Origin of the sequence: Burkholderia sp. Bp9140, from assembly GCF_003853425.1 — a bacterium.
GTDB lineage: Bacteria > Pseudomonadota > Gammaproteobacteria > Burkholderiales > Burkholderiaceae > Burkholderia.
The window spans coordinates 40778-65934 of record NZ_QTPQ01000021.1; the positions used below are offsets into that span (position 1 = coordinate 40778).

The window sequence follows — 25157 nt, forward strand, 5'->3', positions numbered from 1 at the left end:
GAGGACGAATTCGTCCGGCCGTTTGCTGCGCGATGGACGAATGTGTCCATGTGCAGCGCGATCGCCCGATCTCCCGGATGCAAGCGCGCGAGGTCCGGTGCCGGGGACGCGTACCGGCGTGACATGTCGGAAAAGGCTCGGCGCACGTCGACAAGGCGCCAGCATTCGCCTCGCGCCACGGTCTCGGGATGAAGGGGGTGACGCGCGCAAGCCGCCGAGCCGCGCGCTCAGGACATCGCGTTGACGCGATCGCTACAGCAGGCCTGGATCCTGGAGCGGCATGGCGGGCGGGCGTGCAGCGACGGGCACGTGCAATGGCCGGTCGATCGCTTCGATGATCGACGCCGGACGGGCGGTCTGTCGCGACAGATCCGCGAGATGTCCCATTGCGGCAACGCGAGCGGGCACGGAGCCCAGCGCCAACGCCGTCGAGATCGCGATGCGCAACCCTTGCTCGGCACCCGCCGTATCGCCCAGCATCGATTGCGCACGCGCCTTGAGGATCAACAGCTCACCGAGATACGCACGCTCCTGCCTGCGGATCACCTTGTCGAGCGCGTCGGAAACGAGCACTTCGCATTGCCGCGCGCGCCCCGTGTTCAACAGAATCTCGCCATGCTTCCAGACCTTGATCGAATGGAACAGCGCGCCGCCCTGCTTTTCGATTTCGTTTTCATAGCCGTCCAGCAGCATCGCCTCGGCGTCGCCGAACTCGCCGATCGCACTCAGATAGCATGCCCTGAAGATCCGGGCCACACCGCCCGAACAGGTCGGTGCGCCGGTCGCCGGTAGGGCGTCGAACGCACGGGTCAGGTTCCCGAGCCGCTCGACGTCGTTGAAGAGCATCGCAAGCCACGCGGCGCCTTGCAGGTCGAACGCGCGACCGGGCAGGTCAGGCGGATCGATTTCCGCTCGCTCGGTCAAACGGTCCATCGCAGCGCGTGCGTCGTCGAGTGCGCCAGTCTGGTAAGCGGCGAGACCCTCGAACGTCAATGCAAGTCCCGCGACATCGGCGCCCGAGACGCCGAGCCGCCGATCGGCGCGGCCGAGGCCGGTCAGCCCGCCACGGGACAGCAACGCGAGCGCCTCCTCACTGTCGCCGAGCCAGAACAGCGTGTTGGCCAGTGCAACGTGCGCGTCGTCGAGCATCGCCCGATCGTCCAACGCGTGCGCGCGGTGAAGCAGTTCCTGCGCCGTGGCACGCGCCCGCGTGAGTTGCAGCGTCACCAGTTGCGTCATCCAGATGCCGAACTGCACCGTGGCGAGTTCGCGCGCGTCGCATACGCCATCGCCGATCGACAATGCCGCCTCGTAACAAGCGGTCGCTTCGGGAAACTGCCAGCCATGGACGCCTCGCAGCACGACGGCAAGCAGGCGATACGCGCCAAACTGCAATCGGCGGCTCTCCTCGGTCGGACTGGCCTTTTGCAGGAGATCGAGGCAGCGGTGCAGCAGCGCGACGGATTCGCGATACTGGGTGGCGCCGGCCAGCGCCTCCGCACGCTCCAGGCACTGTCGGGCCTCCCCGTGTTGCGCCTCGCGCGCCTTGAGCCGGCGCTCGACGACCTTCCGGCCGACCCCGAGCAACGCGGCCGCGGCGCTCTTGTTATACGAAGTTCTCTCGAGCGCGCGGTCGATGAGCAGGCGTTCGGCCGCGGCCAGCTTGTCGCTGCCACCGAACTCGAGCAGGCGGTCCGCGAGCAGCGCACATGCCGTCGCGTCGGGCGTGTCCGTGGCCAGAAACGGCGCGAGCGTTTCAGCATCGATCCGCGCATGCTCCGCGAACACGCTGAGCTGGCTGACGAGATTGCGCAACTGGCGAACGTTGCCCGGCCACGGATGCTCGCACATCCGCTTGATCGCCGCCGGCGTGAACGCGATCGCGCGCGTTTGCTGGGCCGCAAAATGCGCGGCCAGCAGCGGGATGTCCTCGCTTCGTTGCGCGAGCCCAGGCACATTGAGGATGAACACCGCAAGCCGGTAGAACAAGTCTTCCCTGAACCGGCCAACGCGCGCTTCTTCCAGCAGGTTTCGATGGGTGGCCGCCACGATGCGTCCGGCAAAGCGCTGGCTTGCCGATGCGCCGATCGGCCGGAACGTGCGCGTTTCGAGCACGCGCAGCAGTTTGGGCTGGAGCGCAAGCGGCAGTTCGCCGATCTCGTCGAGAAAGAGCGTGCCGGCCCCGACCTGGTCGAACAGGCCGCGGTGGTCGTCGACAGCGCCCGTAAAGGCGCCACGGACATGACCGAAGAACTCCGCCTCGATCAGATCATGGGGAATGGCGCCGCAATTCACGTCGATGAACGGCTTGTCGCACCGCGGGCCGTTTGCGTGAAGGCGCCGCGCCACCAGTTCCTTTCCGGAGCCGGTAGGTCCGACGATCAGCAGCGTATGGTCGGTCGGCGCCACCCGATCGATCATCCTGACCAGTTGGCGAAATGCCGTCGACACGCCGATCAGGACATGCGCGTCAAGCGTACCGTCGCCGCCGTGCGCGCACCCGTCCGGGCCGCAAGCGGCCCTGTTCCGGATCCCCTTCATCGCACGACGCCCGGCAATCGCGATACCTGGGCAGGCAAGACGATGTCGAGCCGATGGATGGTGGCCTCGGCGCACGCTGTCGCGCCGAAATCGTGCAATGTGCCCGCGCTGCGGACATCTGTCCCCGGTCTTTGCATGCTCTTTCCTATACGGTCAGGCTCTAGAGCGGTTCTTTTTCAATTTTCTTGTTTTTTTAAAACCAGACACCACCACGGCATTTCGCACACCAACCGTTCGGCCCCGGTTGCGGCAATCCGGGCGACTGAATAGCAGCCGTTGCTCAAGACAGTGTAGAGGGATTTATTCGCTCGGGAATCTAAATAAATAGGGCTTGATTATTTCTCAACACGATCGAAAGCGGAAACAATCGTCATGTTTGTTCAATAATCGCCAGTTCGCGTACCGTTGCCTGACACGACAGCGGATGAGGCGAATATCGCAATCGTGCTGACCTGTTTATATTTGATTCACCGTGCCGGCCACGTCACGAATAACTTGAAAAATCGAAAGTCGCGTGGGTCGAGGATTCCTGCAAACTCCGGCGAAGCATCCGACTACCGAAAAGCCGTTATCGGCCGCACCGCAAACCATGACGATTCAGGTCCGCCCCTTCGCGCGCGCATTGACGCCTGTTCCGATAAATCCGAGGTTCATTTTTTGTTCGTGGTTGGAGGTCAGCTCGAATCGACGCGCTTACATGTTCGGATAATTGGGGCCGCCCCCACCCTCCGGGGTGACCCATACGATATTCTGCGTCGGATCCTTGATATCGCAGGTCTTGCAGTGAACGCAGTTCTGCGCGTTGATGGTCAGCCCTTCGCTACCATCGGCCTTCGTCCCGAACTCGTAGACGCCGGCCGGGCAAAACCGCGCTTCCGGGCCGGCATACTGCGCAAGGTTCACCCGCACCGGAACGCTCGCATCCTTCAGCGTCAAGTGCGCGGGCTGGTTTTCCTCGTGATTCGTATTCGACAAGTACACGGAGGACAGCCGGTCGAACGTCAGCTTCCCGTCCGGTTTCGGATAGACGATTTCCCTGCAGGCCGATGCGGGCCGGAGCGTCTCGTGGTCAGCATGCCGGTGATGAAGTGTCCATGGAACGCGGCCGCCGAGCACCTTCTGTTCGAGGCCTACCATGAACGTGCCGACGTAGAGTCCCTTGCTCATCCATTGCTTGAAATTGCGCGCGCGATGCAGTTCGTCCTTCAACCATGAACGCTCGAACGCCTGCGGATACGCGATCAGTTCGTCGCGCTGTCGTCCCGCGCGCAGCGCTTCATGGGCCGCTTCCGCGGCCATCTTTCCGCTCGCAATGGCCGCGTGGCTGCCCTTGATTCGCGACGCGTTGAGAAAACCCGCATCGCAGCCGATCAGTGCGCCGCCCGCGAACGTGAGCTTCGGCAACGACGTCAGCCCGCCAGCCGTAATCGCGCGGGCGCCGTACGACACCCGCTTTCCGCCTTCGAGAAATTTGCGAATCTCGGGATGCGTCTTGTACCGCTGGAACTCCTCGAACGGCGACAAGTAGGGGTTCGAGTAGCCGAGGCCGACGACGAAACCGACCACCACCTGATGGTTGTCGAGGTGATAAAGGAAGGAACCGCCGTACGTGTCGCTATCAAGCGGCCAGCCCGCAGTATGAATGACGAGCCCCGGTTGATGCATGGCCGGGTCGATTTCCCACAGCTCCTTGATGCCGAGACCATGCACCTGCGGATCGGCACCGTCGCGAAGCTTGAAGCGATCCATCAACTGACGGCCGAGATGGCCCCGCGCGCCTTCGGCGAACAGCGTGTATTTCGCGTGCAGTTCCATTCCGAGCTGGAAATTCTCGGTCGGCTCGCCGTTCTTGCCGACGCCCATGTTGCCGGTCGCGACGCCTTTCACTTCGCCGCGCTCGCCGTACAGGATCTCGGCCGCCGGAAAGCCCGCGAAAATCTCGACGCCCAGTGCCTCGGCCTGCTGACCGAGCCAACGCGTCACGTTACCGAGGCTGACGACGTAGTTGCCGTGATTCTTGAAATTGTCGGGCAGGAGCCAGTTCGGAACCCGCTTCGCCCCGCGTTGCGACAGGAACAGGAACCGGTCTTCGGTCACCTCGACGTCAAGCGGCGCGCCCTTCTCGCGCCAGTCCGGCATCAGCTCCTGAAGCGCGCGCGGATCCATGACCGCGCCGGAAAGCGTATGCGCGCCGATCTCGGAGCCTTTTTCGAGCACGCAAACACTGACGTCCCCGCCGCTCTCGAGCGCCAGCTGCTTGATCCGTATCGCGGCCGACAGTCCGGCCGGCCCGCCGCCGACGATGACCACGTCGTACTCCATGGATTCGCGGGGGCCGAATTGCTCGACGAGATTCTGTGTGTTCATGTGTGGAGATCGCAAATTTTCAAATGGGTAGTCGCCGGCCAACTGCGCCCCTGGCCGCGGCCCGCTCGCGCGTGGCGTCCCCGCCATGATTCGCACGACACGTCGAGCCAATCCTACCCATCGAGCAAGCGACGTCGCGCGATATAACCGGACGTTATGCTCCAAACAACCGCCGCTTGGATTGGCGAGCGGAGGCAGTTGTCGGAAGCGCCGCCCTCGAATCGATTCGATTCACTTGCATGGAGCGTATGCCTCGCTCAACGGCTCACCGGCACACCGGCCGACATAAGATCCCCTTATGCTCGACACAATCGCACGTTGATTTTTCGCTGGCATGCACGCCGGCTGCACTCCCGCGCCACGCTGCGCCTTTTGCTAAAAATCGCCCCCGCTTATATTGCCGGGCTCCGGTTTTTTCCGCGTCAGACTCGTTCATACCCTGACCAGAAGGAAACGGAATCATGAACTCGTATGACGTCGTCGTAATCGGTGCTGGCGTGATCGGCAGCTCCGTGGCGTTCCACCTGTCGAAGCTCGGCGCCAGGAACGTGCTCGTCCTGGACCGGGGCACGATCGGCGCGGGCACGACCTCGCAGTCCTCGGGCATCCTGCGCACGCACTACTCCGTCAAGGAGAACGTCGAGCTGGCCCGCAAGTCGTGGCACGTCTTCAATACGTTCCCCGACTATCTCGGCGACGACGAAGCATCGTGCGGCCTCGTCAAATGCGGCTACATGATCGTCGCGCCGGAAGGCGACAAGCTCGAACCGCTGCGCGCTTCGCTCGACCAGCAAAAGGAACAAGGCATTCCGCTGGAATTCCTCAACCGGCAACAGGCCGCCGAACTGCTCCCGATCGCCCGCTTCGACGACTGCGCGCTGATCGGCTACGAGCCGGAAGCCGGCTTCGCCGACGCCTATCTCGTCGCGACGAGCTTCGCGCGTGCCGCACGGCGCGGCGGCGTCACCGTGAAGGAAAACGTCAACGTCGACAAGGTGCTGATCGAGAACGGCAAGGTCGTCGGCGTGTCGACCGATATCGGCGAATTCAAGACGTCGATGGTCATCAGCACGCAGAACATCTGGACGCCGGAACTCGCCGGCTGGACCGGCAAGACGCTGCCGATCATGCCCGAGCGGCACGCCGTGCTCGCGCTAGAGTGCGATGCGGCCAAGTACACGTTCTCGATGCCCGTCTTCAAGGATCTCGCGTCGCCCGGCATGCTGTACTGCCGCAGCTACGGCGGCAACCAGATGCTCGTCAGCGAAGGCGTGGTCGGCGAAAAACTCAACGCCGCGGACGTCGAGCAGGGCGACATCCCGATGGACTACATCGTCGATGTCGGCGCGCAGGTCGCCGAACGCTTCCCGGCCTACGAAACCGCCGGCATCGCGTCGTCGTGGACCGGCGTCTACGACGTCACCCCGGACTGGAACCCCGTGCTCGGCAAGCTGCCGGGCATCGAAGGCCTGGTGGTCGGCTACGGCTTCTCCGGGCACGGCTTCAAGCTGTCGCCGACCGTCGGTCTCGTGCTCGCGCAGGAAGCGCTCGGGCTGCAGACCGAGGTGTCGCTGAAGCCGTATTCGATCGAGCGCTTCGCCACCGGCGAATTGCTGAGCGGCAAGTATGGTCTCGGCGCGGTGTCCTGAGGACGCCATGGTGTCGCTGATCGACGTGTATCCGGTCGAATCCATTCCGACCGAACTGTGGCGCAATGGCGGCGGCGTCACACGGACCCTCGCGACCTGCGGCGCCGATTGGCGTGTCAGTCTGGCATCCATCGAGCGCAACGGGCCTTACTCGCGGTTCCCCGGCATCGATCGCGTGTCGCTGGTCCTGAGCGGTCACGGCGTTACGTTGACCAGCAACGACCTGGCCGTGCGGCTGGGGCCATGGATCGTCGAGAAATACGACGGTGACGCGGACTGGCACGCCGCCCTGATCGATGGCCCGTCGCTGGCGCTCAACGTCATGACCAGGAAGGACCGGTACCGGGCAAGCGTCCGGCTCGTCGACGCACCGATCGTCGTGCGCCCGGGATGTTCGGCAATCGTCGTCGCAATGGACCGCGGGTGTACGTTCGCCGAAGGCCCCGACGCCCGCGCGGGTGACTTGATGCCCGGGCACGTTCTCGTATCGGAACACCATGCCCAACCGCTGCGGCTTGCCCCGCAGGCCGCAAGCGCCGACGGCGCCGCGCGCGAGCCGTACGCCGTGCTCGTGACCATCGAGCCCATTCCTGTCGTCGACGCACATTTGATATTCAGAGGAATATGACAATGAAAGTTATTGCAGCCGTGAAACGCGTGGTGGACTACAACGTCAAGGTGCGCGTGAAGTCCGACCACACGGGCGTGGAAATCGGCAACGTCAAGATGTCGATGAACCCGTTCGACGAAATCGCCGTGGAGGCCGCGACGCGGCTGAAGGAAGCCGGCCACGCGACCGAGGTCGTCGCCGTGTCGTGCGGCGTCGCGCAGTCGCAGGAAACGCTGCGCACGGCGCTCGCGATCGGCGCCGATCGCGGCGTGCTCGTCGAGACGGACGCGGAACTCCAGCCGCTGGCCGTCGCGAAACTGCTGAAGGCCGTGATCGACAACGAGCAGCCGCAGCTCGTCATCCTCGGCAAGCAGGCGATCGACGACGACGCCGGGCAGACCGGCCAATTGCTGGCCGCGCTGCTCGACTGGCCGCAGGCGACCTTTGCCAGCCACATCGAGATCGGCGACGGCGTCGCGACGGTGACGCGCGAGGTCGACGGCGGCCTCGAAGTGATCTCGCTGACACTCCCCGCCATCGTGACGACCGACCTGCGGCTGAACGAGCCGCGCTACGTCACGCTCCCCAGCATCATGAAAGCGAAGAAGAAGCCGCTCGACACCGTCACGCCGGCCGCGCTCGGCGTGGACCCCTCGCCGCGGCTGAAGACGCTGAAGGTCGTCGAGCCGCCCGTTCGCAAGCCCGGCGTGCGGGTCCCCGACGTTGCGACGCTGATCGAGAAACTGAAATCCGAAGCCAAGGTGATCTGAATGACGACGCTGGTTATTGCCGAACACGACAATGCTCAACTGAAGAGCGCGACACTCCACACCATTGCCGCGGCCCGCACGCTGTCGAACGGCGTTCACGTGCTCGTCGCCGGCCACGCCGCGCAGCCGGTCGCGCAAGCGGCGAGCCAGGTCGCGGGCGTCGACAAGGTCATCCACGTCGACGCGCCGCATTTCGCCGACGCGCTCGCGGAAAACGAGGCCGCGCAGGTGCTGGCACTCGCGGGCGACTACACGCACATCCTGTTCCCGGCCACGGCCGCGGGCAAGAACGTCGCGCCGCGCGTCGCGGCCAGGCTCGACGCCGCGCAGATTTCCGACGTGATCGCGATCGATTCCGCGGACACGTTCCAGCGCCCGATCTATGCGGGCAACGCGATCGCCACCGTGCAGTCGCCGGACCCGGTGAAGGTCGCCACCATCCGCACCACCGCGTTCGATGCGGCACCGGCGCACGGCGGCAGCGCGCCGATCGAAACCGCGCCCGCGGTCGCGGATACGGGGTTGTCGCGCTTCGTGCGCCGCGAAGTGGCGAGCAGCGACCGGCCGGAACTGACGGCCGCGCGCGTCGTCGTCGCCGGCGGCCGCGGCCTCGGCAGTGCGGAGAACTTCGCGCTGCTCGACCCGCTCGCGGAAAAGCTCGGCGCGGCGGTCGGCGCATCGCGCGCGGCGGTCGATTCCGGCTACGCGCCGAACGACTGGCAGGTCGGCCAGACCGGCAAGATCGTCGCGCCGGAGCTGTATGTCGCGGTCGGGATTTCGGGTGCCATCCAGCATCTGGCCGGCATGAAGGATTCGAAGGTCATCGTGGCCATCAACAAGGATGCGGATGCACCGATCTTCGGCGTCGCCGACTACGGTCTCGTCGGCGACCTCTTCGACATCGTCCCGCAACTGACGAACGGGCTCTGAGCGCCACTTCGATACGCGGGTAGCCGGGCCGGCTCCCGCGTTGGCCGCCATCACCGGATCTCCGTGATGGCGGTTTTTTTTCGGCTTGCAGGCAAGCCGCGGCAAGTGCGCCGCGAGTTGCATCGCTTAACGATCGACGTTACGCAACGCATCGACTGCCGCACGCACCATGCGCGCCACGACCGGCCCGACCTGGTCGGCGCGATCCGCCCGATAGTCGAACGGCGGCGTCTCGTCCATGTAGGTCGACTGGCACATCTCGAGCTGGATCGCGTGGACGCCGTCAGCCGGCCGGCCATATTCGCGCGTGATGTATCCGCCCTTGAAACGCCCGTTCGCCACCCAGGTGAACGGCTGGCGATCGAGCGTGCCGGTCACCGCGTCGAGAATGCGCGCATCGCAGCTCGCGCCCGAGTTCGTGCCCAGGTTGAGGTCCGGCAGCTTGCCGTCGAACAGCCGCGGCAGCACACTCGCGATCGAGTGGGCCTCCCAGAGCAGCACCGCACCGTGCACGGCCTTCAGGCGGTCGAGTTCGGCGCGCAGCCGCGCGTGATACGGCTGCCAGTACGCCTCCAGGCGCCGCGAGATTTCGGCCGCGTCGGGCGCGGCACCGCTCGCATAGAGCGGCTCGCCGTGAAACGTCTCGGTCGGGCACAGCCCGGTCGTCGTCTGTCCCGGATACAGGTTTTCGCCGCTGGCCGGCCGGTTCAGGTCGATCACGTAGCGCGACACGCGCGCCGCCAGCATCGATGCCCCCGCGTGCTTCGCGAACGCATAGAGCCGGTCCAGGTGCCAGTCGGTGTCGGCGACGTGTTCCGCGACGCCGGTCAATTGACTTCGGACCTGCGGCGGGATGTCGGTCCCGAGATGCGGAATCGAGATCAGGAGCGGCAGTTCCCCCTGATGAAAGTGGAATACGGCGTCGGTCAAGTTGGAATCTCCATGGAGGAATGGGGCCGGGATGGATGGGCTGCTTCCGGGCGCGCGGTCACGCGTGACGGTCGAATGCGCCGGACGCAAGACCCGACCGCTGCCGCGGTTCCGCATGCATCGCAGCAACGCAATGGCCAGCGCCGTTTCGGCACGCGGCCAAGCAACGACGCGACGGAATCCGTTCGAATCCCGTCGCGCCGCCCGCATCACGCTCGATCGACTTCCGGCTGGACACGTCGATCGGCTGGCGGGAGATCGGCGTTACCCGAACGCCGAATGGAAGTGAGAAGCGATCGGCTACGCGAAATCCTCGCTCAACACCATGAGCTGCGTGTTTCCGCCGGCAGCGCTCGCGTTGACCGTCGTCACGCGTTCGCGAACGAGGCCGGTCCAGTCGTACATGCCGTGAACGTCCGGCGCGAGCACGACGGCGCCGGCATCCGCGGCGGCGGCCCGGATCGATGCCGCCTGCGCTTCGTCGTCGACCAGCACGACGGCCGGGCGAACGCCGGCGATCTCACCGCGAACGACCCGCTGCACGTCGTCCGAGTCGACGATACGGCAGTGTCCGGCGAGGCGGGCAGCCACGTCGCCGGCCATCGGCGACTTCAGCAAGATCACCTCGTTGCCGAACGCCGTCGCCGCGACGGCCTGCGCGATCACGCTGCTCATCGACGCCCCCGCGCAGAGGACCTGGCCGCGGGCGAGCACCTCCGTCGTGTTCTCTTCGCCCGTCAGTGCCGGCAGGCCGATCGGAACCGTGTCGGCAATCAGGCGGGACAGTTTCATGCCCGCATTCGCGATGACGTCGGCCGCCGCCAGGCGCCGCTCCGATGCCAGCGAGAACAACGCATCGACCCGAGCACGGCTCGCCTGCTTCGCTTGCTGAAGCGCGGCCTGCCGCGCCACGAAGCGGCCTTCGCCGTTCTGCGCCGGAAACTCATAGAACTTTTCGCTGTTCAGCCTCGACGACGGCGCGAACGGGCCGTTCGCGCCCGCATACGCATCGGGAATCTGTCGGGTGAGTGCCAGCAGCGTCAGCGGGCCGCCCATCATCGGCCCCGTTCCCGACGCGTTCACGCCGCCGAACGGCTGCATGCCGACGAACGCACTGTGCATCGCGCGATTGACGCATACGCTGTTGGCGGTGGAACGCGACAGCAGCATGCCGGCGGCCTCGTTGATGCGCGTATGCAGCCCGACCACGCCGCATCCGATTGCGTTGAGGCGGTCCATCAGCCGGTCCATTTCGCCGGTCTTCCAACGGACGACGTGCAGCACGGGGCCGGCGGTCGCAAGATCGACACCCGGCAACGCGTCGACGGTGCCCAGATCGACGATTGCAGGCGCAACGAACTGGCCTTTCGCACAGTCGCCCGATACACGGGCACGGGTGACCTTGAATCCGCGGCGCGCCATGTCCGCGAGGTAGCTATCCAGCTGGTCGCACAGCTTGCGTGTCGCCACCGGCCCGATGTCGGTCGCCGAATCCAGCGGATCGCCGATGCACCGCTCGCTCAGCATCCCCGTGAGCATCCGCAGCACGATCTCCGCTGTGGAGTCCTGCAGGCACAGGATGCGCAGCGACGACGCGAGTTGCCCGGCATGCTTGAAAGCCGACACCATCGCGTCGGAGATGACCTGTTCGGGCAGCGCCGAGCTGTCCACGACCAGCGCGTTCACGCTGCCGACGATCGTGACGAGCTTCGCGGCACTCGACGCCTGTGCGAGTTGCAACGCGATCGCCTTCTCCACACGCGACGTGCCCGTGAAAAGAACGGCCGCCACGCGGCGGTCGGCGACGAGCGCGCGTCCGACTTCCTGTCCCGAGCCCAGCAGAAGCTGGACGACGCCGTCGGGAATGCCGGCCTCCAGGAACAGACGGACCGCCGCATGGGCGACCAGCGAACCGGCCGACGACGACGGCTTGGCAATCACGGTATTGCCGGCCGCGACCGCGGCCGCGATCTGACCGACCGCGGTTGCCAGCGGCGAAGCCGACGGCGTGATGCTCGCGACCGTACCGAGCGGTTCCGCCGCTTCGACGCGACCGTCCGTTCTCAGCTGGTACGCATACAGACGACAGAGGTTGACGGACTTGCGAATCTCGTCGGCCGCTTCCGCCAGCGTTGCACCACTTTCCAGCACCAGCAGCGCACCGAGCCGGCACGCGCTCTGCTCGATTCGGTCGGCCACCGAATCAAGGCATGCCGCGCGATCGCCCGCGGATTGCCGACGCCACGCGGCTGCCGCCTGCACGCTGGCGGCGAGTGCAGATGCCACTGCGTCCGGTCGGCATGCAGTCACGCTGCCGATAACCTCGGACGAATCGCTCGCGCTGAACACCAGCGCGGTTGCATCGGAATGGATGTCCGACACGCCGGCGACGATGGACTGTGCGCTCAGCCGATTCGCGCGCAGTTCCGCGATGGCCGCATCGAACTCCGCCGACTGGCTGAAACTCAGCGCACCGGCGTTGACGCGCCCGGGCAGCACGCCCGTCGGTGCGACGATGCCGGCATGCGGCCGGCCGCCGGTGCGCGCCGCGCGCGCGACCGGATCCTCGACGATGTCGTCGATGCTGACCGCCTCGTCGACGATCTGGTTCACGAACGACGAGTTCGCACCGTTCTCGAGCAGGCGCCGGACCAGATAGGCCAGCAACGTCGCGTGCGGCCCGACCGGCGCGTAGATGCGGCAGGCACGCCCGAGTTTCGATTTGCCGACGACCTGGTCGTAGACAGTTTCGCCCATCCCGTGCAGGCACTGGAACTCGAATTCCTGGTCCCCGCCCAGCGTGAACGCGGCGGCGAGCGAGAACGCGTTGTGCGTCGCGAACTGCGGGAAGATCGCGTCGGGCGCGGCCAGCAGCGCCTTCGCGCAAGCGATATAGCTGACGTCGGAATGCACCTTGCGCGTGAACACCGGGTAGCCGGCCGCGCCCGCATCCTGCGCGAGCTTGATCTCGGTATCCCAGTACGCGCCCTTCACGAGGCGGATGTTGATGCGCCGGCCGGTCGCGCGAGCGAGCGCGATGATCCAGTCGGCCACGGCGCGCCCGCGCTTCTGATACGCCTGGAGCGAAATGCCGATACCGTTCCATCCGCGCAGGCTCGGTTCGCGGCAAAGCCGCTCGAGCATCTCGAGCGTCAGGTCGAAGCGTGCCGACTCCTCCTGGTCGAGGTGGAAACCGATCTGGTAACGCTTCGCGAGTTCCGCAAGCTGCAGCAGCCGCGGATACAGTTCCGCGATGACCCGCTCGCGCTGCGGCAGTTCATAGCGTGCGTGCAGGCCCGAGATCTTCACCGATACGCCCGGGCCCTCGATCGGCCCCTGTCCGCCGGCGTCCTTCCCGATCGCTTCGATCGCATGCTTGTACGAATTGAAATACGCGAGCGCATCCTCGTCGGTCAGCGCGGCTTCGCCGAGCATGTCGTACGTATAGCGATACCCGCCGGCTTCGTGGCTTTTCGCGACCCCGATGGCCTCCTCGATCGTCTGCCCCGTGACGAACTGCTTGCCGAGCATCCGCATCGCGTAGGCCACTCCCGCCCGCACCACGGTCTCGCCGCCCTTTCTGAGCACGCTCATCAGCGCCTCGGTCAGCGCGGCATCGTCCGGCTTCTTCAGCAGCTTGCCGGTAATCAGCAGGCCCCACGCGGTCGCATTGACAAAGAACGACGGCGACTTGCCGAGATGCGCGCGCCAGTCCGCGTCGACGATCTTGTCCCGAATCAGCTGGTTGCGCGTTTCCGTATCCGGAATGCGCAGCATCGCTTCGGCGAGACACATCAGCGCGATCCCCTCGCGGCTGTCCAGCGAGAATTCCTGCGTGAGCAGATCGACGCCGCCCGCGTCGATGCGCGCGTCGCGAACCCCTTGGGCCAGCTTGCCCGCGAGCGCCTGCGCCTTCGCGAGCGTCGGGCCGTCCATTCTGGCCTCCTGCATCAGCGCCTGCACGACGACCTGCTCGTCCAGCGAGGAAGCGTCGACGATTCTGCGGCGCAGCGCGCTCAAATCAGTCGGGACCGTTTGCATTGCTTTGAATTCCGTCAGCATTTTGATTGACCCACTCGTTGCTTCGACAATGTGTTGTGTTTCGCTCGCGTGGAAACACGCGATACTCAGCCGGCCTGCCCGCGCAGCCGTTCGGTGCGGCGCCGCAGCCATTCGAGCGTGACGAGCAGCAGTGTCGATACGACCACGAGCACGGTTGCAACGGCGAGGATGGTCGGGCTCAGCTGCTCGCGGATGCCGGCCCACATCTGCCGCGGGACGGTCCGCTGGTCCGGGCCCGTCAGGAACAGCGCCACGACGATCTCGTCGAACGACGTCGCGAATGCGAACAGCGCGCCCGACACGACGCCCGGTGCAATGATCGGCAGCTTGACCTGCCAGAACACGCGCATCGGCGATGCGCCCAGGCTGCGTCCGGCGCGCGTCAGGGTCTCGTTGAAGCCCGCCAGCGTGGCGGTCACCGTCACGACGACGAACGGCACGCCGAGCGCCGCGTGCGCGAACGTCAGGCCGAGCAGGCTGCTGGTCAGTCCGAGCGGGCTGAACGCGAAGTACACGCCGACCGCGGTGATGATGACCGGCACGATCATCGGCGAGACCAGCACGCCGGTGATGAACGACTTGCCCTTCAGTCGCGGATGCATGAGGCCGAGCGACGCCAGCACGCCCAGCAGGCTCGCGAGCAGCGTCGAGCTGACGCCGACGATCAGCGTGTTGCGAAGCGCGAACATCCATTCGGCGCTGTCGAAGAATTCCTCGTACCAGCGGAAGCTGAACCCGGGCATCGGATACGTGAAGTACGGCTGCGAATTGAACGACAGCGGCATCACGACCAGGACCGGAAGCACCAGGAACAGCAGCACGAGGAGCGAGATCGCGACGTGCGCGTAGCGTCCCGCGCGGCCCCAGATCGTCACGTAGGCAGGAAAATTGAACATGGCTTCACCCCAGCTTCACGCCGGCACCGCCGGTCAGTCGAACGAACATCCCGTACACGATCAGCACGCCTGCCAGCAGGATCGTGGCCAACGCACTGGCGAGCCCCCAGTTCAACGTCGAATTCACGTGGTTCGCGATGTAGTAGCTCGCGAGCTGGTCTTCCGGGCCGCCGACGATCGCGGGCGTGATGTAGTAGCCGACCGCGAGGATGAAGGTCAGCATGCCGGCCGCGCCGACGCCGGGCAGCGTCTGCGGGAAATACACCTGGAAGAACGACCGGATCGGGCCGGCCCCGAGCGAGCGCGCCGCCTTCATGTACAGGTTCGGCACGCCCTTCATCACGCTGTAGAGCGACAGGATCGCGTACGGCAGCAGGATGTGCGTCATCGCGACCAGCACCCCGAAGCGGTTGTAGATCAGCGGCAGCGCCGTATCGGTGAGGCCGAGCCGGATCAGCCAGTCGTTGAGGACACCGTTGGTCTGCAGCACGACGACCCACGCGGTCGTGCGCACGAGGATCGACGTCCAGAACGGCAACAGCACCATGATCATGAGGACGTTGCTGTATCGCGCCGGAATATTGGCCAGGAAATAAGCCACCGGATAGCCGAACAGCAAACACAGCAGGCTCACCGCGATACTGACCCAGGCCGTGCGCAGAAACACGCCGATATACAGCCGCTCGCCCGGCGACTGACGGACGATCTCGCCCGTTTCGTCGCGCTTGAAGTCGAGGGCCTTCAGGTAATAGCCGAACGTCCAGGGCGACGCGGCGTACTTGATGGTCGACCACGTGCGAAGCTCATCCCAGCGCGGATCGATCGCCGCCATCCGCACACGCCACGTTCCGCCCGACGCGGCCGTGTCGTCCGCGAGCTGCCGGGCAGTCTTCATCAGCAGGCCGCGCATCCCGGTTTCGTCGTAGTTCAGGCGGGACGCGATGCGGCTGAGCCCCTCGCCTGCCCGGCTCGCGACCAGCTCCTTCCCGAACGTCGCATACAGCTTCTCGTCCGGCAGCGTGCCGGCCTTCGGTTCCCATTCGCGCAGCATGGCCGCGGTATGCGGCAGTTCCTGCGACACCGTCGGGTCACGCAGGCTTTTCAGCAGCAGGCTGCCGATCGGAACGAGGAACGTCACCAGCAGGAAGGCGAGCAGCGGAAACATCAACAGCATCGCCTTGATCTGACCCGCACGTTCGGTCCTGCGCAATTTGGCCTTGAGCGCCTTCGAATCGGGAACGGCGACGTTCTCGATTCCGTGTGTCATGACCGTCATATCACTGGGAAGAATCATCATGTTCGGCGGTTGCAACCGCGCCTCCTGGTATGGGCAGTGGTCGGTCCGGTGACTTCCGGGCCGGCCGGACCGCAATCTTCTGGTTCAGGTCGCCGGCTCGGCCCGTGCAGAGCATGACGATAAGGAATCCAGACAATTTATTCCGGTTCGCTTCGCGGTCTCCACGCTGAATTGCCCCGGTGTTCCGGCGAGACGCCGGCCCTGCTACATCGACGTTACAGTGCCCGGCACGCGTCGGCCATCCAGCCGATATCGACGGCGTCGCCGATCCGCAGGTTGCGCGCGGCGCCGTCGTTGGGCAGCTTCACGATGAAATCGCCGCGGCCGCATACCTGCATGACGATGCGCAGGTGGTCGCCGTAGTAGATCAGGTCCTTGACGCCGGCGCTGAACACGTTGTCGCATCCGCGCGCCTGCTCGCCCACGGCGATACGTTCGGGACGCAACGACACGCTGGTGCTGCCCGACAGCTGGATCCCGCCGTTCGCGCTGGCATGGATCGCCTGACCGCCGTCGAGACGAACGACGCAGTGCGGATGGTCGAGCGACGACACGACCCCGTTGAGCTCGTTGCTCTCGCCGATGAAGCGGGCGACGAAGGCGTTGGCGGGCTTCTCGTAGAGCTCCGACGGCGACGCGAGCTGCTGGATGATCCCGTTGTTGAACACCGCGATCCGGTCCGACATCGTCATCGCTTCGCCCTGGTCGTGCGTGACGTAGACGACGGTCAGTCCGCTCTGCTCGTGAATCTGCTTGATTTCGTACTGCATCTGCTCGCGCAGCTGCTTGTCGAGCGCGCCGAGCGGTTCGTCCATCAGCACCAGCGCCGGCTCGAACACGAGTGCGCGCGCCACGGCGATGCGCTGCTGCTGGCCGCCCGACAACTGCGCCGGCATGCGGTGCGCGAACTTCTCCATGTTGACCATCCGCAGCGCCCGCATCACTTTCGTGTCGATATCGCTTCTGGAGACCTTCCGGACCTTCAACGGAAACGCGAGGTTTTCCGCGACCGACTTGTGCGGAAACAGCGCATAGCTCTGGAACACCATGCCGATGTTGCGGCGCTCCGGCGGAATCCGGTTGATCGGTTTTCCCTGGAGGAGAATCTCGCCATGCGTGGCGGTTTCGAAGCCCGCGAGCATCATCAGGCAGGTCGTCTTGCCCGACCCGGACGGCCCCAGCATCGTGAGAAATTCGCCCTGCTCGATCTCGAGGTTGAGATTTTTCACGACCAGCGTTTCGCCGTCGTAGGTCTTCTGGACGTTCTTGAATGAGACGATCGTCGACATCGTATTCTCCTGTCGATCAGAGTTAGCGCTTTAGCGCTTTACTCTGATCCCATGCTTCGCGGTCGATCAGAGTTAGCGCTTTAGCGCTTTACTCTGATCCCATGCTTCGCGGTCGATCAGAGTTAGCGCTTCAGCGCTTTACTCTGATCCCATGCTTCGCGGTCGATCAGAGTTGGCGCTTCAGCTGTCGCTCCGATCCCTTGCTTCACGATTGATCAGAGTCGGCGCACGCGCGCCTGCGTCGACCGGAGCCCTGCGTCAGCATCGGCTCCGGCCCCATGCTTCGCACCCTGACCGCATGCAAAGCTGCGCGGCAAACCTGACCCGGGCTTATGCGCCGAACCGCCACTCGCGCGGCGGCAGGTACGTTTCCTTGACCACGCGCGGCGACGCCCAGCGCAGCAGGTTCAGGTACGAACCCGCCTTGTCGTTCGTGCCGCTCGCCCGGCCGCCGCCGAACGGTTGCTGGCCGATCATCGCGCCGGTCGGCTTGTCGTTCAGGTACAGGTTGCCCGCGGCGTTGATCAGCGCGGCTTCGGCCTGGTGCAGCGCGAAGCGGTCGGTGCTGAAGATCGAGCCGGTCAGCGCGTAGGGGCTCGTCGCATCGATGAGCTCGAGCGTGTCCGCCCATGCGTTGTCGTCGTAGACGAACACCGACAGGACCGGGCCGAACAGCTCTTCCGTCATCAGCGCGTGCTTCGGATCCGAGACTTGCAGCACGGTCGGCTCGACGAAGTAGCCGGGATCCGACCAGGTCTTGCCGCCCGACACGACGGTCACGGAGCTGTCTTCCTTCGCCGCGCCGATCACGCGTGCGAGCTTCTGGTACGACGCCTGCGAGATCACAGCACCCATGAAGGTGTTCGCGTCGGCGACGTCGCCGACCTTGAGTTCCGCCAGGCGCTCGCGCAGTTCGTTGCTCACCGCCGGCCACAGGCTGCTCGGAACATAGGCGCGCGATGCGGCGCTGCACTTCTGGCCCTGGTACTCGAATGCGCCGCGAATGAGTGCGATCGCGACTTCGGACGGTTTCGCCGACGCATGCGCCAGCACGAAATCCTTCCCGCCCGTTTCGCCGACGAGACGCGGAATCGTGCGGAACGCGTCGACCTTCGAAGCAACACCCTTCCACAGCGACTGGAACACCGCCGACGAACCCGTGAAATGGATACCCGCCAGATCGCGCGAAGCGAGCGCGACACGCGTCGTCATCTCGGCGTCGCCGGGCACGAAGTTGATGACGCCCGGCGGCAGGCCTGCCTCCTCCAGCGCTTCATAGAAAATGTAATTCGCGAGCGCCGACTTTTCGGACGGCTTCCAGAGCACCGTATTGCCCATGATCGCCGGCGCGGTCGTCAGGTTGCCGCCGATGGCCGTGAAGTTGAACGGCGAGACCGCATACACGAAGCCTTCGAGCGGCCGCCAGTCGGCACGGTTGACCGCGCTCGGTACCGACAGCGGCTGCTCGGCGTGCACGCGCTGCGCATTGAACGCATTGAAGCGCAGGAAGTCGATGAGCTCGCACGCGCTGTCCGGCTCCGCCTGGTCGATCGTCTTGCTCTGGCCGAGCATCGTCGCCGCGTTGATCTTCACGCGCAGACGCGTCGCGATGATTTCGGCGGCGCGATGCAGGATCGTCGCGCGGCTGGCGTGCGTCAGGCTCGCCCAGTCGCGCGCCACCGATTTCGCGCTCGCGATGGCGTCCGAGACCTGCGCTTCGGTCGGGCGGTGGATGCGGGCCAGCACGCGTTGATGATCGTGCGGCGCGCGTACCTCGACGGTGTCGTTCGAGAAATATTTCTTTCCGCCGATGACGGTCGGGATGTCGACGACTTCGCGTTGCCCGAGGGCCTTGCTCAGTGCGTCTGCGGCTTCGGTTCCCGGGCGGAACGACACTTCCGGTTCATTGGCCGGCAGCGGAAATTGTGCACCTGAACTCACGCTCACTCCTTGTCAAATCGTTTCGATAAAACCGATCGGGGAAGCCGCATCCGTCATCGGGTTCTCCCCCGTGTTCGGCGCGGGTTTCGGCAGCATTTCCCGGATCGGCCACTTCAGTTTCGAGAGTAGTGGCTGCCAAAAAAGCCCCGCGTTGCTTCATGTCGACTTATGCAAAGAATCGGACATCGTTATGGAACGCCGATGCCGGGGCCGGCTATTGGCGTGAACCAGCCCTACTCCGCTCCGATCGTCGTCACCGGGACCCAGCGGCCGCCCTTCACCTGATAGAGCGTCGAGGTCGGGTTCTTGAGGTCGCCGTTCGCGTCGAATGCGATCTTTCCGGTAATGCCTTCGTAGTGCGTGTTGCGCAGCGCGGGCAGGAAGTCGGCGGGTTGCGCGGAATTGGCCTGCTTCATCGCGTTGATCGCCACCCACGCGCAGTCGTACGCAAACGGTGCATAGGTCAGCATGTCGGAACCGAACCGGTTCTTGTATTTCTGGATGAACGCCTTGCCTTGCGGCAGCGAGTCGATCGGCCGCCCGTATTCCCACGCCATCGCGCCCTCCGCGGCCGGCCCCGCGTCGTTGATGAAGATGCGGTCGGCAATGCCGCCGCTGCCGACGAACTGGGTGCGCATGCCGAGTTGCCGCATCCGTTTCGTGATGAGGCCACCTTGCACGTCGAGACCGCCGAAGTACAGCAGATCGGCCTGCGCGGCCTTCACGTTCGTGAGCTGCGCGTTGAACTCGACGGCCTTGTCGTTCGTGTATTCCGCCAGCTCGATCTTGCCGCCCGCCGCGGCGACGGCCTTCTTGAACTCCTCCACCGCGCCCTGGCCGAACGCGGTCCGGTCGTCCATCACCGCGATGCGCCGCGCCTTCGTGACGGTCACCGCGTACTTGCCGGCATTGCCGGAGTTCTGCGCGTCGGTCGCAATGATGCGAAAGACGGTCTTCAACCCCTGGCGTGTAATGGCCGGATTGGTCGCCGCCGGATCGATCAGCGGAATGCCGGCTTTCGCGAAAATCGGCGCGGACGGCAGCGCCACGCCGGAGTTGTAGTAGCCGACCACCGCGGCCACGCCGTCGTCGACGAGTTTTTGCGCGACCTGCACGCCGATGCGCGGGTCGCCCTGGTCGTCGACCGCATCGAGCTCGAAACGGACCTCCTGGCCGCCCAGCTTGATGTGCTGCGCATTCGCCTCCTCGAGCGCGAGGCGAACGCCGTTCTCGATGTCCTTGCCGCTTGCCGCACTCTGCCCGGTGAGCGGACTCGATACGCCGATCTTGACGACCTGTTGCCCGTAGGCCGCGCCGCAGGCGACGGACAACGCGATGGCGCTCAGGCCGGTGGCGAGCGCCTTGTGCGAAAAATTGAGCATGGGTTCAGTCCTGCAGAGAGAGGGAAGGAGATCGATCGCCGTGACGGCGCGCCCGCACATCAGACCCTGATTAACAAGGTCACATCTCAGCCAATGAATCTGAACATTTGTTCAGTGATTGCATGGCTCGATGTACTATATAGCCCATCCTCCCGATATCAAAAATAAAAACGCACGATCTGCATGCGCGTAAACACCAGTAATCTGTCGTTTTCTGCCATCCATCCGCCGATTCGACGCGCACATATATGAACAGTTGTTCAATTCCACTGAAAAACGCACGCACCGATCGCCACCGGATCGGCATGAACACTTGTTCAGTCACGAGCATTCGGCGCTATCATCGTGCGAACCCTTCACTGCTCCGCCCGGGATGACGGCAAGCAGCATTCAATCGGGACGGCACGGAGCACGATCATGGAAGATGGCAGCCGCCGCGGAACCGTTTCCGACGGCCGCAAGGAAGAATCCGCGCAATACGAGGGCATGCGCCTCAAGCTGATCGATTCGACGCTCGAAGTCGTCGGGCAAGTCGGGCTGGAGAACCTGACGATCCGGAAAGTCAGCGAATACGCCCGTGTGTCGGTCGGCCTGGTGCACCACCACTTCGAGAACAAGAACAACCTGGTCTACAAGACGTTCGTGTACCTCATCCGGCGCGTGCGCGAACAACTCACCGCCGGCCGGCGCGGCATCGCCGACCCGGTCGAGCGCATGAAATTCACGGCGGACATGTGCTTTAGCGATGAAGTCCTGAGCCCCGGCGCGGCCAACGTCTGGCCGCACATGTGGAGTTCGTCCGCGCACGACGACGAAGTGAGGCGGCTATGCACCGCCTTTTCCCGGCGCCTGCGGTCGAACTTCATCCACGACCTGCGAAACGCCGGGTGCGACAGGACCATGGCCACGATCTGGGCCATTCAGGCGATGGCGCTGGTGCACGGGCTCTGGATCGAACACCGTGTGGCAAGCACCATCACGATCGATGAAGTGATCGGGATATTCCACGGCATGATCGACGATGCGACCGGGCAGATGTGGCGGATGAACATGCGCGGCGCGCTCCGGCGACAGACGCCGGACGGCGCCGGCGCGCGCGGGAATCAATCGGCTTCGGGCAGGTAGACGTCTTCCGGCTTCAGCGACAGCGTCCGCGCGATATCGCGCGACACCTGACGTTCGTAAGCACGGCGAAGCAGATCGTAGAGGTCCGCGGGCAGATGGCCCAGCTCGTTCTCGCGGTATGAAAGGTAAAACGAACGACTGAGGCTTGCATACGGCCGGCCGTGCCGCGAGAACGCCGTGAGCGGCACGACGGTGATGTCCGGAACATAGTGACGCGATTGCCACACGCAAAGCGGTGTGGTGATCGCAAAGCCGAGCCCGGCGGCCACGAGGCTGAGCGCCGGATCCGTCGCATCGAATTCGCACGATCGCTCGATGTGCTCGGCATGCGCGGCGAGGTACGCATCCACGTGCTGGCCGATGACCGAGCGCGCACTGTAGCGAATGAACTGAAGATGCTTGCCCAACTCGGTCAGCGTCGTCAGATGATCGATTTCGAAGCCTTTGGGCAACACGACGAAGTACGGCTCGGAAAACAGCTTCTGCTTGCGAATGCCCGTGGCCGGCGTGGTGCCGCTCGTCGTCACGGCCACGTCCAGCTGACGGGCTTCCAGTTGCGCATCGAGCGCCGGCGTGATGCCGGACCAGAGCCGGATCTGATGCGATGCGCCCGACAGCGCCTTGATGATGATCGGGCCGATCGTCGCGGCAAACGAATCCACGCATCCGAGCCGCACGACGACGCGCTTGGCCCGCGACACGTTGCGCACGCTCTCCACCATCTGGTCCGCGCTCTGCAGCAGCGACGCGGCATGCTCGAACAGACGCTGGCCGGCTGCGGTCGGCCTCGCCGGCCGGGTCGCACGGTCGAGCAGCGTGGTATCGAGCAGCGTCTCCAGCGCCTTGATGCGCTGCGACACGCCGGCTTGCGAGATGTTCAGTCGATCGGCGGCATCGGAGATGGAACCCGCCTCCACGACCGCCAGCCAGCTGGCAAGGAGATCCCAGTCGGGATACCGTTCAGGTCCGCTTTCTTTCATGGTGGGGCATCAAAGTGACAGATGACTGTAGCACGGGATGGTGTCGCCCTGAAGCCCTTGCCGCGAATCGGACGCGCGATTCACGTGCTCAAGCACCATCGGCATTCGCCAACGTCGACAACGCGTCCAGCAGATGACCGAGCAGCCTGTCGAACTCGTCGGCGGTCGACTCGGCGACAGGTGCGGCCTCGCACGCCGCCCGCCACTTGCCGGCGATCTCCAGCTCGACGACGTGCATGCCTGCCGCCGGCATTCCGTAGTGCTGTGCCGCGAAGGCATCGGCCAGTTTGCCGTTGACGACCCACGAACGTCCACCGCGCTTGACCGACTTCGTCAGCGTGCTGACGAGGAGCCGGTCGCATGATGCCCCGCGGTTCGTTCCCACGTTGCAATCAGACGCGCCGGACGGGTGTTGAAACGGCGAAAGCCGCGAGCTTGCGTGCGGCACGACGAGCAGTACGTCGTCATGGATCTCGCGCAGTCGCTTCAATTCGCTTGCGAGTGCGTCGTGATAGGGCTGCCAGTACTGTCGTACGCGCCGCATCACTTCGACTTCCGACAGCTCGGCCATCCCGCCGTAAAGGCGTTCCCCCGATGGGGAATGGGGCCGGCACAGCGCGCTGCGGCCAAGTTCGGACGCAAGCGACTGACGGTCGGCGGCCATGTTGACGTCGATCACGCACGGATGCATGCGCGCGGCCACGCACGAAATCCCGCGCGCCGCGGCGGCTTCCTGCAGCCTTGCGCCGCCTGGATCCACCGGCGTCTCCTGGACGGCGCGCCACGCGCGCAGCGCCTGCAACGCCTCCGGAATCGCCGTCCCGACATGCGGCGCCGCGACCAGTATCGGCCCGTCGCCGCGATGGATCTGACCGCCGGCCTCATCGTACATAGCGTCGCCCTCGATTTCGTGTCCGCACGCATGTCACGCGGCGCGCACCGGTGACACGCGTGTTCATGTTCGCGCGTCGGCCAACACTACGCGTCGCGACCGGCGGGCGCGATATCGTAAGCGCGCCTTTATCTATGCATAAGCGTCCGTTGGGAAGCGTCGATGCAATTTCGTCCACCCCAAGATCGATTCGCGACCGGAATGCGGGCTTGCGGATCGCGGCATCATCGAAGGCAGCTCGCAAGCACGACGTATGAGTACCCGCCGCCAGCCCGATCACGTGAAAGGGTGCGCGGCGGAGATTCAGATGGGTGTGCCGACCGCGGCAGACGCACCATTTCGGCTTCGATCGAAAGCCGTCTGCCGCTCGAAAACTACCGCGGAGACTTCTGCACATTTCTTGATGAGGCTTTAAATGAATCACTCTTTGAAGGCGTTGGCACTCGTCGTGATCGGCATGGCGGCGCTGCCTGCCACGGCCGCCGAACTCGTTTTCTCGTCATGGGGCGGCTCGTATCAGGACGCGCAAAACGCGACCGCGGTGCGTCCGTTCGCGTCGCAATCGGGAACGAACGTCAAGACCGATACGTACAACGGCGGGATTGCCCAGATCCGCAGCCAGGTCGAGACGAAGAACGTCACGTGGGACGTGGTCGACATGCAGCTCGCCGACGCCACGCGCGCGTGCGATGAAGGCCTGCTCGAGAAGATCAATCCCGCGTCCCTGCCGGCCGCCACGACCGGTGCCGCGGCCAAGTCCGACTTCATGCCGGGCGGCCTGTCGGACTGCCTGGTCGGCAACGTCGCATGGTCCACGGTGATCACGTACAACAAGAACGCGTTCAAGGGCGGCGAGCCGTCGAAGATCGCGGACTTCTTCGACCTGAAGCGGTTCCCCGGCAAGCGCGGGCTGCGCAAGTCGCCGGAAGCCGCGCTCGAGTGGGCACTGCTCGCCGACGGCGTCCCCGCCGCGGACGTCTACAAGACGCTCGCGACGCCCGACGGCCTGAAGCGCGCATTCAGGAAGCTCGATACGATCAAGTCGTCGATCGTCTGGTGGGAAACCGGCGCGCAGCCGCCGCAGTTGCTGGCCGACGGCGAGGTGACGATGACGAGCGCCTATAACAACCGGATCTACGTCGCCGCCACGCAGGACAGGAAGCCGTTCGGATTCCTGTGGGATGGCGAGGTCAAGAACATCGAAGGCTATGCGATCGTGAAGGGGTCGAAGAACCAGAAGGCCGCCCAGGACTTCATTCGTCATGCGACCTCGACCGAAGCCCTCGCGAAGCTGGCCTCGGCCACGGCGCTCGGGCCGCTGCGCCAGTCGTCGGTCAAGCTGGTCGATCCGAAGGTCGCGCCCTACCTGCCGACCGCGCCGCAGAACCAGAAGAACGCGATCGACACCAACGTCGCATTCTGGGCCGATCATTCCGACGACCTGAACCAGAAGTTCGCGGTCTGGCTCGGGCAGAAGTAAGCAAGCGACGCAACCG

General features: G+C 65.0%; 18 protein-coding genes. 7 read left to right on the forward strand and 11 right to left on the reverse strand.

Features of this window, described 5'->3' with window-relative positions; all coding sequences use genetic code 11:
• Window positions 1–252: 252 nt before the first annotated feature.
• Both DIE21_RS18550 and DIE21_RS18555 read right to left on the reverse strand, forming a co-directional pair.
• A complete protein-coding gene (locus DIE21_RS18550; RefSeq protein WP_124499074.1) occupies window positions 253–2541 on the reverse strand; it encodes a sigma-54 dependent transcriptional regulator in 2289 nt (762 codons plus the stop codon).
• A 693-nt stretch (window positions 2542–3234) separates the two neighbouring features.
• On the reverse strand, window positions 3235–4908 hold the full coding sequence (locus DIE21_RS18555; RefSeq protein ID WP_124499075.1) for an electron transfer flavoprotein-ubiquinone oxidoreductase: 1674 nt from the start codon (window positions 4906–4908) through the stop codon (window positions 3235–3237).
• Window positions 4909–5369: 461 nt separating this feature from the next.
• On the opposite strand from DIE21_RS18555, the gene DIE21_RS18560 reads away from it, so the two are divergent.
• From DIE21_RS18560 to DIE21_RS18575, 4 genes are read left to right on the forward strand one after another with little or no spacing between them, the layout of a single operon-like run.
• Complete coding sequence (locus tag DIE21_RS18560) at window positions 5370–6557, forward strand: FAD-binding oxidoreductase (RefSeq protein WP_124499076.1); 1188 nt, start codon at window positions 5370–5372, stop codon at window positions 6555–6557.
• Window positions 6558–6564: 7 nt separating this feature from the next.
• Window positions 6565–7185, forward strand: coding sequence for a HutD family protein (locus tag DIE21_RS18565; RefSeq protein WP_260432516.1), 621 nt, complete (start codon window positions 6565–6567; stop codon window positions 7183–7185).
• A 2-nt stretch (window positions 7186–7187) separates the two neighbouring features.
• Window positions 7188–7937 (forward strand): electron transfer flavoprotein subunit beta/FixA family protein, encoded by a 750-nt coding sequence (locus DIE21_RS18570; protein WP_124499077.1) that lies wholly within the window; start codon window positions 7188–7190, stop codon window positions 7935–7937.
• Window positions 7938–8867 (forward strand): electron transfer flavoprotein subunit alpha/FixB family protein, encoded by a 930-nt coding sequence (locus DIE21_RS18575; protein WP_124499078.1) that lies wholly within the window; start codon window positions 7938–7940, stop codon window positions 8865–8867.
• Between the two features lie 126 nt (window positions 8868–8993).
• Here DIE21_RS18575 and hutG read toward each other — a convergent pair whose 3' ends face one another.
• Window positions 8994–9797 carry an N-formylglutamate deformylase gene (hutG, locus tag DIE21_RS18580; RefSeq protein ID WP_124499079.1) on the reverse strand — a complete coding sequence of 268 codons (804 nt, stop codon included), beginning with the start codon at window positions 9795–9797 and terminating at the stop codon, window positions 8994–8996.
• Between the two features lie 31 nt (window positions 9798–9828).
• Here hutG and DIE21_RS18585 point away from each other — a divergent pair, with 31 nt between their 5' ends.
• Entirely contained in the window at window positions 9829–10086 is a 258-nt protein-coding gene (locus DIE21_RS18585; RefSeq protein WP_124499080.1) for a hypothetical protein, read from the forward strand.
• Window positions 10087–10097: 11 nt separating this feature from the next.
• Here DIE21_RS18585 and putA read toward each other — a convergent pair whose 3' ends face one another.
• From putA to DIE21_RS18615, 6 genes are all read right to left on the reverse strand, one after another.
• Window positions 10098–13838 (reverse strand): bifunctional proline dehydrogenase/L-glutamate gamma-semialdehyde dehydrogenase PutA, encoded by a 3741-nt coding sequence (gene putA / locus DIE21_RS18590; RefSeq protein WP_124499081.1) that lies wholly within the window; start codon window positions 13836–13838, stop codon window positions 10098–10100.
• A gap of 86 nt (window positions 13839–13924) precedes the next feature.
• Window positions 13925–14755, reverse strand: coding sequence for an ABC transporter permease (locus tag DIE21_RS18595; protein WP_124499082.1), 831 nt, complete (start codon window positions 14753–14755; stop codon window positions 13925–13927).
• 4 nt (window positions 14756–14759) lie between these two features.
• Window positions 14760–16022, reverse strand: a complete 1263-nt coding sequence (locus tag DIE21_RS18600; RefSeq protein WP_260432517.1) for an ABC transporter permease — start codon at window positions 16020–16022, stop codon at window positions 14760–14762.
• Window positions 16023–16267: 245 nt separating this feature from the next.
• Complete coding sequence (locus DIE21_RS18605) at window positions 16268–17341, reverse strand: ABC transporter ATP-binding protein (RefSeq protein WP_124499084.1); 1074 nt, start codon at window positions 17339–17341, stop codon at window positions 16268–16270.
• Window positions 17342–17671: 330 nt separating this feature from the next.
• Entirely contained in the window at window positions 17672–19282 is a 1611-nt protein-coding gene (gene pruA / locus DIE21_RS18610; RefSeq protein WP_124499085.1) for an L-glutamate gamma-semialdehyde dehydrogenase, read from the reverse strand.
• A gap of 233 nt (window positions 19283–19515) precedes the next feature.
• On the reverse strand, window positions 19516–20664 hold the full coding sequence (locus DIE21_RS18615; protein WP_124499086.1) for a branched-chain amino acid ABC transporter substrate-binding protein: 1149 nt from the start codon (window positions 20662–20664) through the stop codon (window positions 19516–19518).
• A gap of 417 nt (window positions 20665–21081) precedes the next feature.
• On the opposite strand from DIE21_RS18615, the gene DIE21_RS18620 reads away from it, so the two are divergent.
• On the forward strand, window positions 21082–21789 hold the full coding sequence (locus DIE21_RS18620) for a TetR family transcriptional regulator C-terminal domain-containing protein (protein WP_124499087.1): 708 nt from the start codon (window positions 21082–21084) through the stop codon (window positions 21787–21789).
• Here the strand turns inward: DIE21_RS18620 and DIE21_RS18625 are convergent.
• Window positions 21768–22769, reverse strand: a complete 1002-nt coding sequence (locus DIE21_RS18625) for a LysR family transcriptional regulator (protein WP_124499088.1) — start codon at window positions 22767–22769, stop codon at window positions 21768–21770. The genes DIE21_RS18620 and DIE21_RS18625 overlap by 22 nt on opposite strands.
• Before the next feature lie 88 nt (window positions 22770–22857).
• Complete coding sequence (locus DIE21_RS18630) at window positions 22858–23661, reverse strand: N-formylglutamate amidohydrolase (RefSeq protein ID WP_124499089.1); 804 nt, start codon at window positions 23659–23661, stop codon at window positions 22858–22860.
• A 415-nt stretch (window positions 23662–24076) separates the two neighbouring features.
• Between DIE21_RS18630 and DIE21_RS18635 the strand changes: the two genes are divergently transcribed.
• Window positions 24077–25141 (forward strand): polyamine ABC transporter substrate-binding protein, encoded by a 1065-nt coding sequence (locus DIE21_RS18635; protein ID WP_124499090.1) that lies wholly within the window; start codon window positions 24077–24079, stop codon window positions 25139–25141.
• Window positions 25142–25157: the final 16 nt, after the last annotated feature.

What these genes read in the sequence shown, in the direction of transcription:
- DIE21_RS18565 (WP_260432516.1), top strand. Translation starts at nt 6,565, where the DNA reads ATGGTGTCGCTGATCGACGTGTATCCGGTCGAATCCATTCCGACCGAA.
- DIE21_RS18620 (WP_124499087.1), top strand. Translation starts at nt 21,082, where the DNA reads ATGGAAGATGGCAGCCGCCGCGGAACCGTTTCCGACGGCCGCAAGGAA.
- DIE21_RS18560 (WP_124499076.1), top strand. Translation starts at nt 5,370, where the DNA reads ATGAACTCGTATGACGTCGTCGTAATCGGTGCTGGCGTGATCGGCAGC.
- DIE21_RS18605 (WP_124499084.1), bottom strand. Translation starts at nt 17,341, where the DNA reads ATGTCGACGATCGTCTCATTCAAGAACGTCCAGAAGACCTACGACGGC.
- DIE21_RS18570 (WP_124499077.1), top strand. Translation starts at nt 7,188, where the DNA reads ATGAAAGTTATTGCAGCCGTGAAACGCGTGGTGGACTACAACGTCAAG.
- putA (WP_124499081.1), bottom strand. Translation starts at nt 13,838, where the DNA reads ATGCAAACGGTCCCGACTGATTTGAGCGCGCTGCGCCGCAGAATCGTC.
- DIE21_RS18595 (WP_124499082.1), bottom strand. Translation starts at nt 14,755, where the DNA reads ATGTTCAATTTTCCTGCCTACGTGACGATCTGGGGCCGCGCGGGACGC.
- DIE21_RS18575 (WP_124499078.1), top strand. Translation starts at nt 7,938, where the DNA reads ATGACGACGCTGGTTATTGCCGAACACGACAATGCTCAACTGAAGAGC.
- DIE21_RS18625 (WP_124499088.1), bottom strand. Translation starts at nt 22,769, where the DNA reads ATGAAAGAAAGCGGACCTGAACGGTATCCCGACTGGGATCTCCTTGCC.
- DIE21_RS18615 (WP_124499086.1), bottom strand. Translation starts at nt 20,664, where the DNA reads ATGCTCAATTTTTCGCACAAGGCGCTCGCCACCGGCCTGAGCGCCATC.
- DIE21_RS18550 (WP_124499074.1), bottom strand. Translation starts at nt 2,541, where the DNA reads ATGAAGGGGATCCGGAACAGGGCCGCTTGCGGCCCGGACGGGTGCGCG.
- DIE21_RS18555 (WP_124499075.1), bottom strand. Translation starts at nt 4,908, where the DNA reads ATGAACACACAGAATCTCGTCGAGCAATTCGGCCCCCGCGAATCCATG.
- DIE21_RS18585 (WP_124499080.1), top strand. Translation starts at nt 9,829, where the DNA reads ATGGATGGGCTGCTTCCGGGCGCGCGGTCACGCGTGACGGTCGAATGC.
- DIE21_RS18600 (WP_260432517.1), bottom strand. Translation starts at nt 16,022, where the DNA reads ATGACACACGGAATCGAGAACGTCGCCGTTCCCGATTCGAAGGCGCTC.
- DIE21_RS18635 (WP_124499090.1), top strand. Translation starts at nt 24,077, where the DNA reads ATGAATCACTCTTTGAAGGCGTTGGCACTCGTCGTGATCGGCATGGCG.
- DIE21_RS18630 (WP_124499089.1), bottom strand. Translation starts at nt 23,661, where the DNA reads ATGTACGATGAGGCCGGCGGTCAGATCCATCGCGGCGACGGGCCGATA.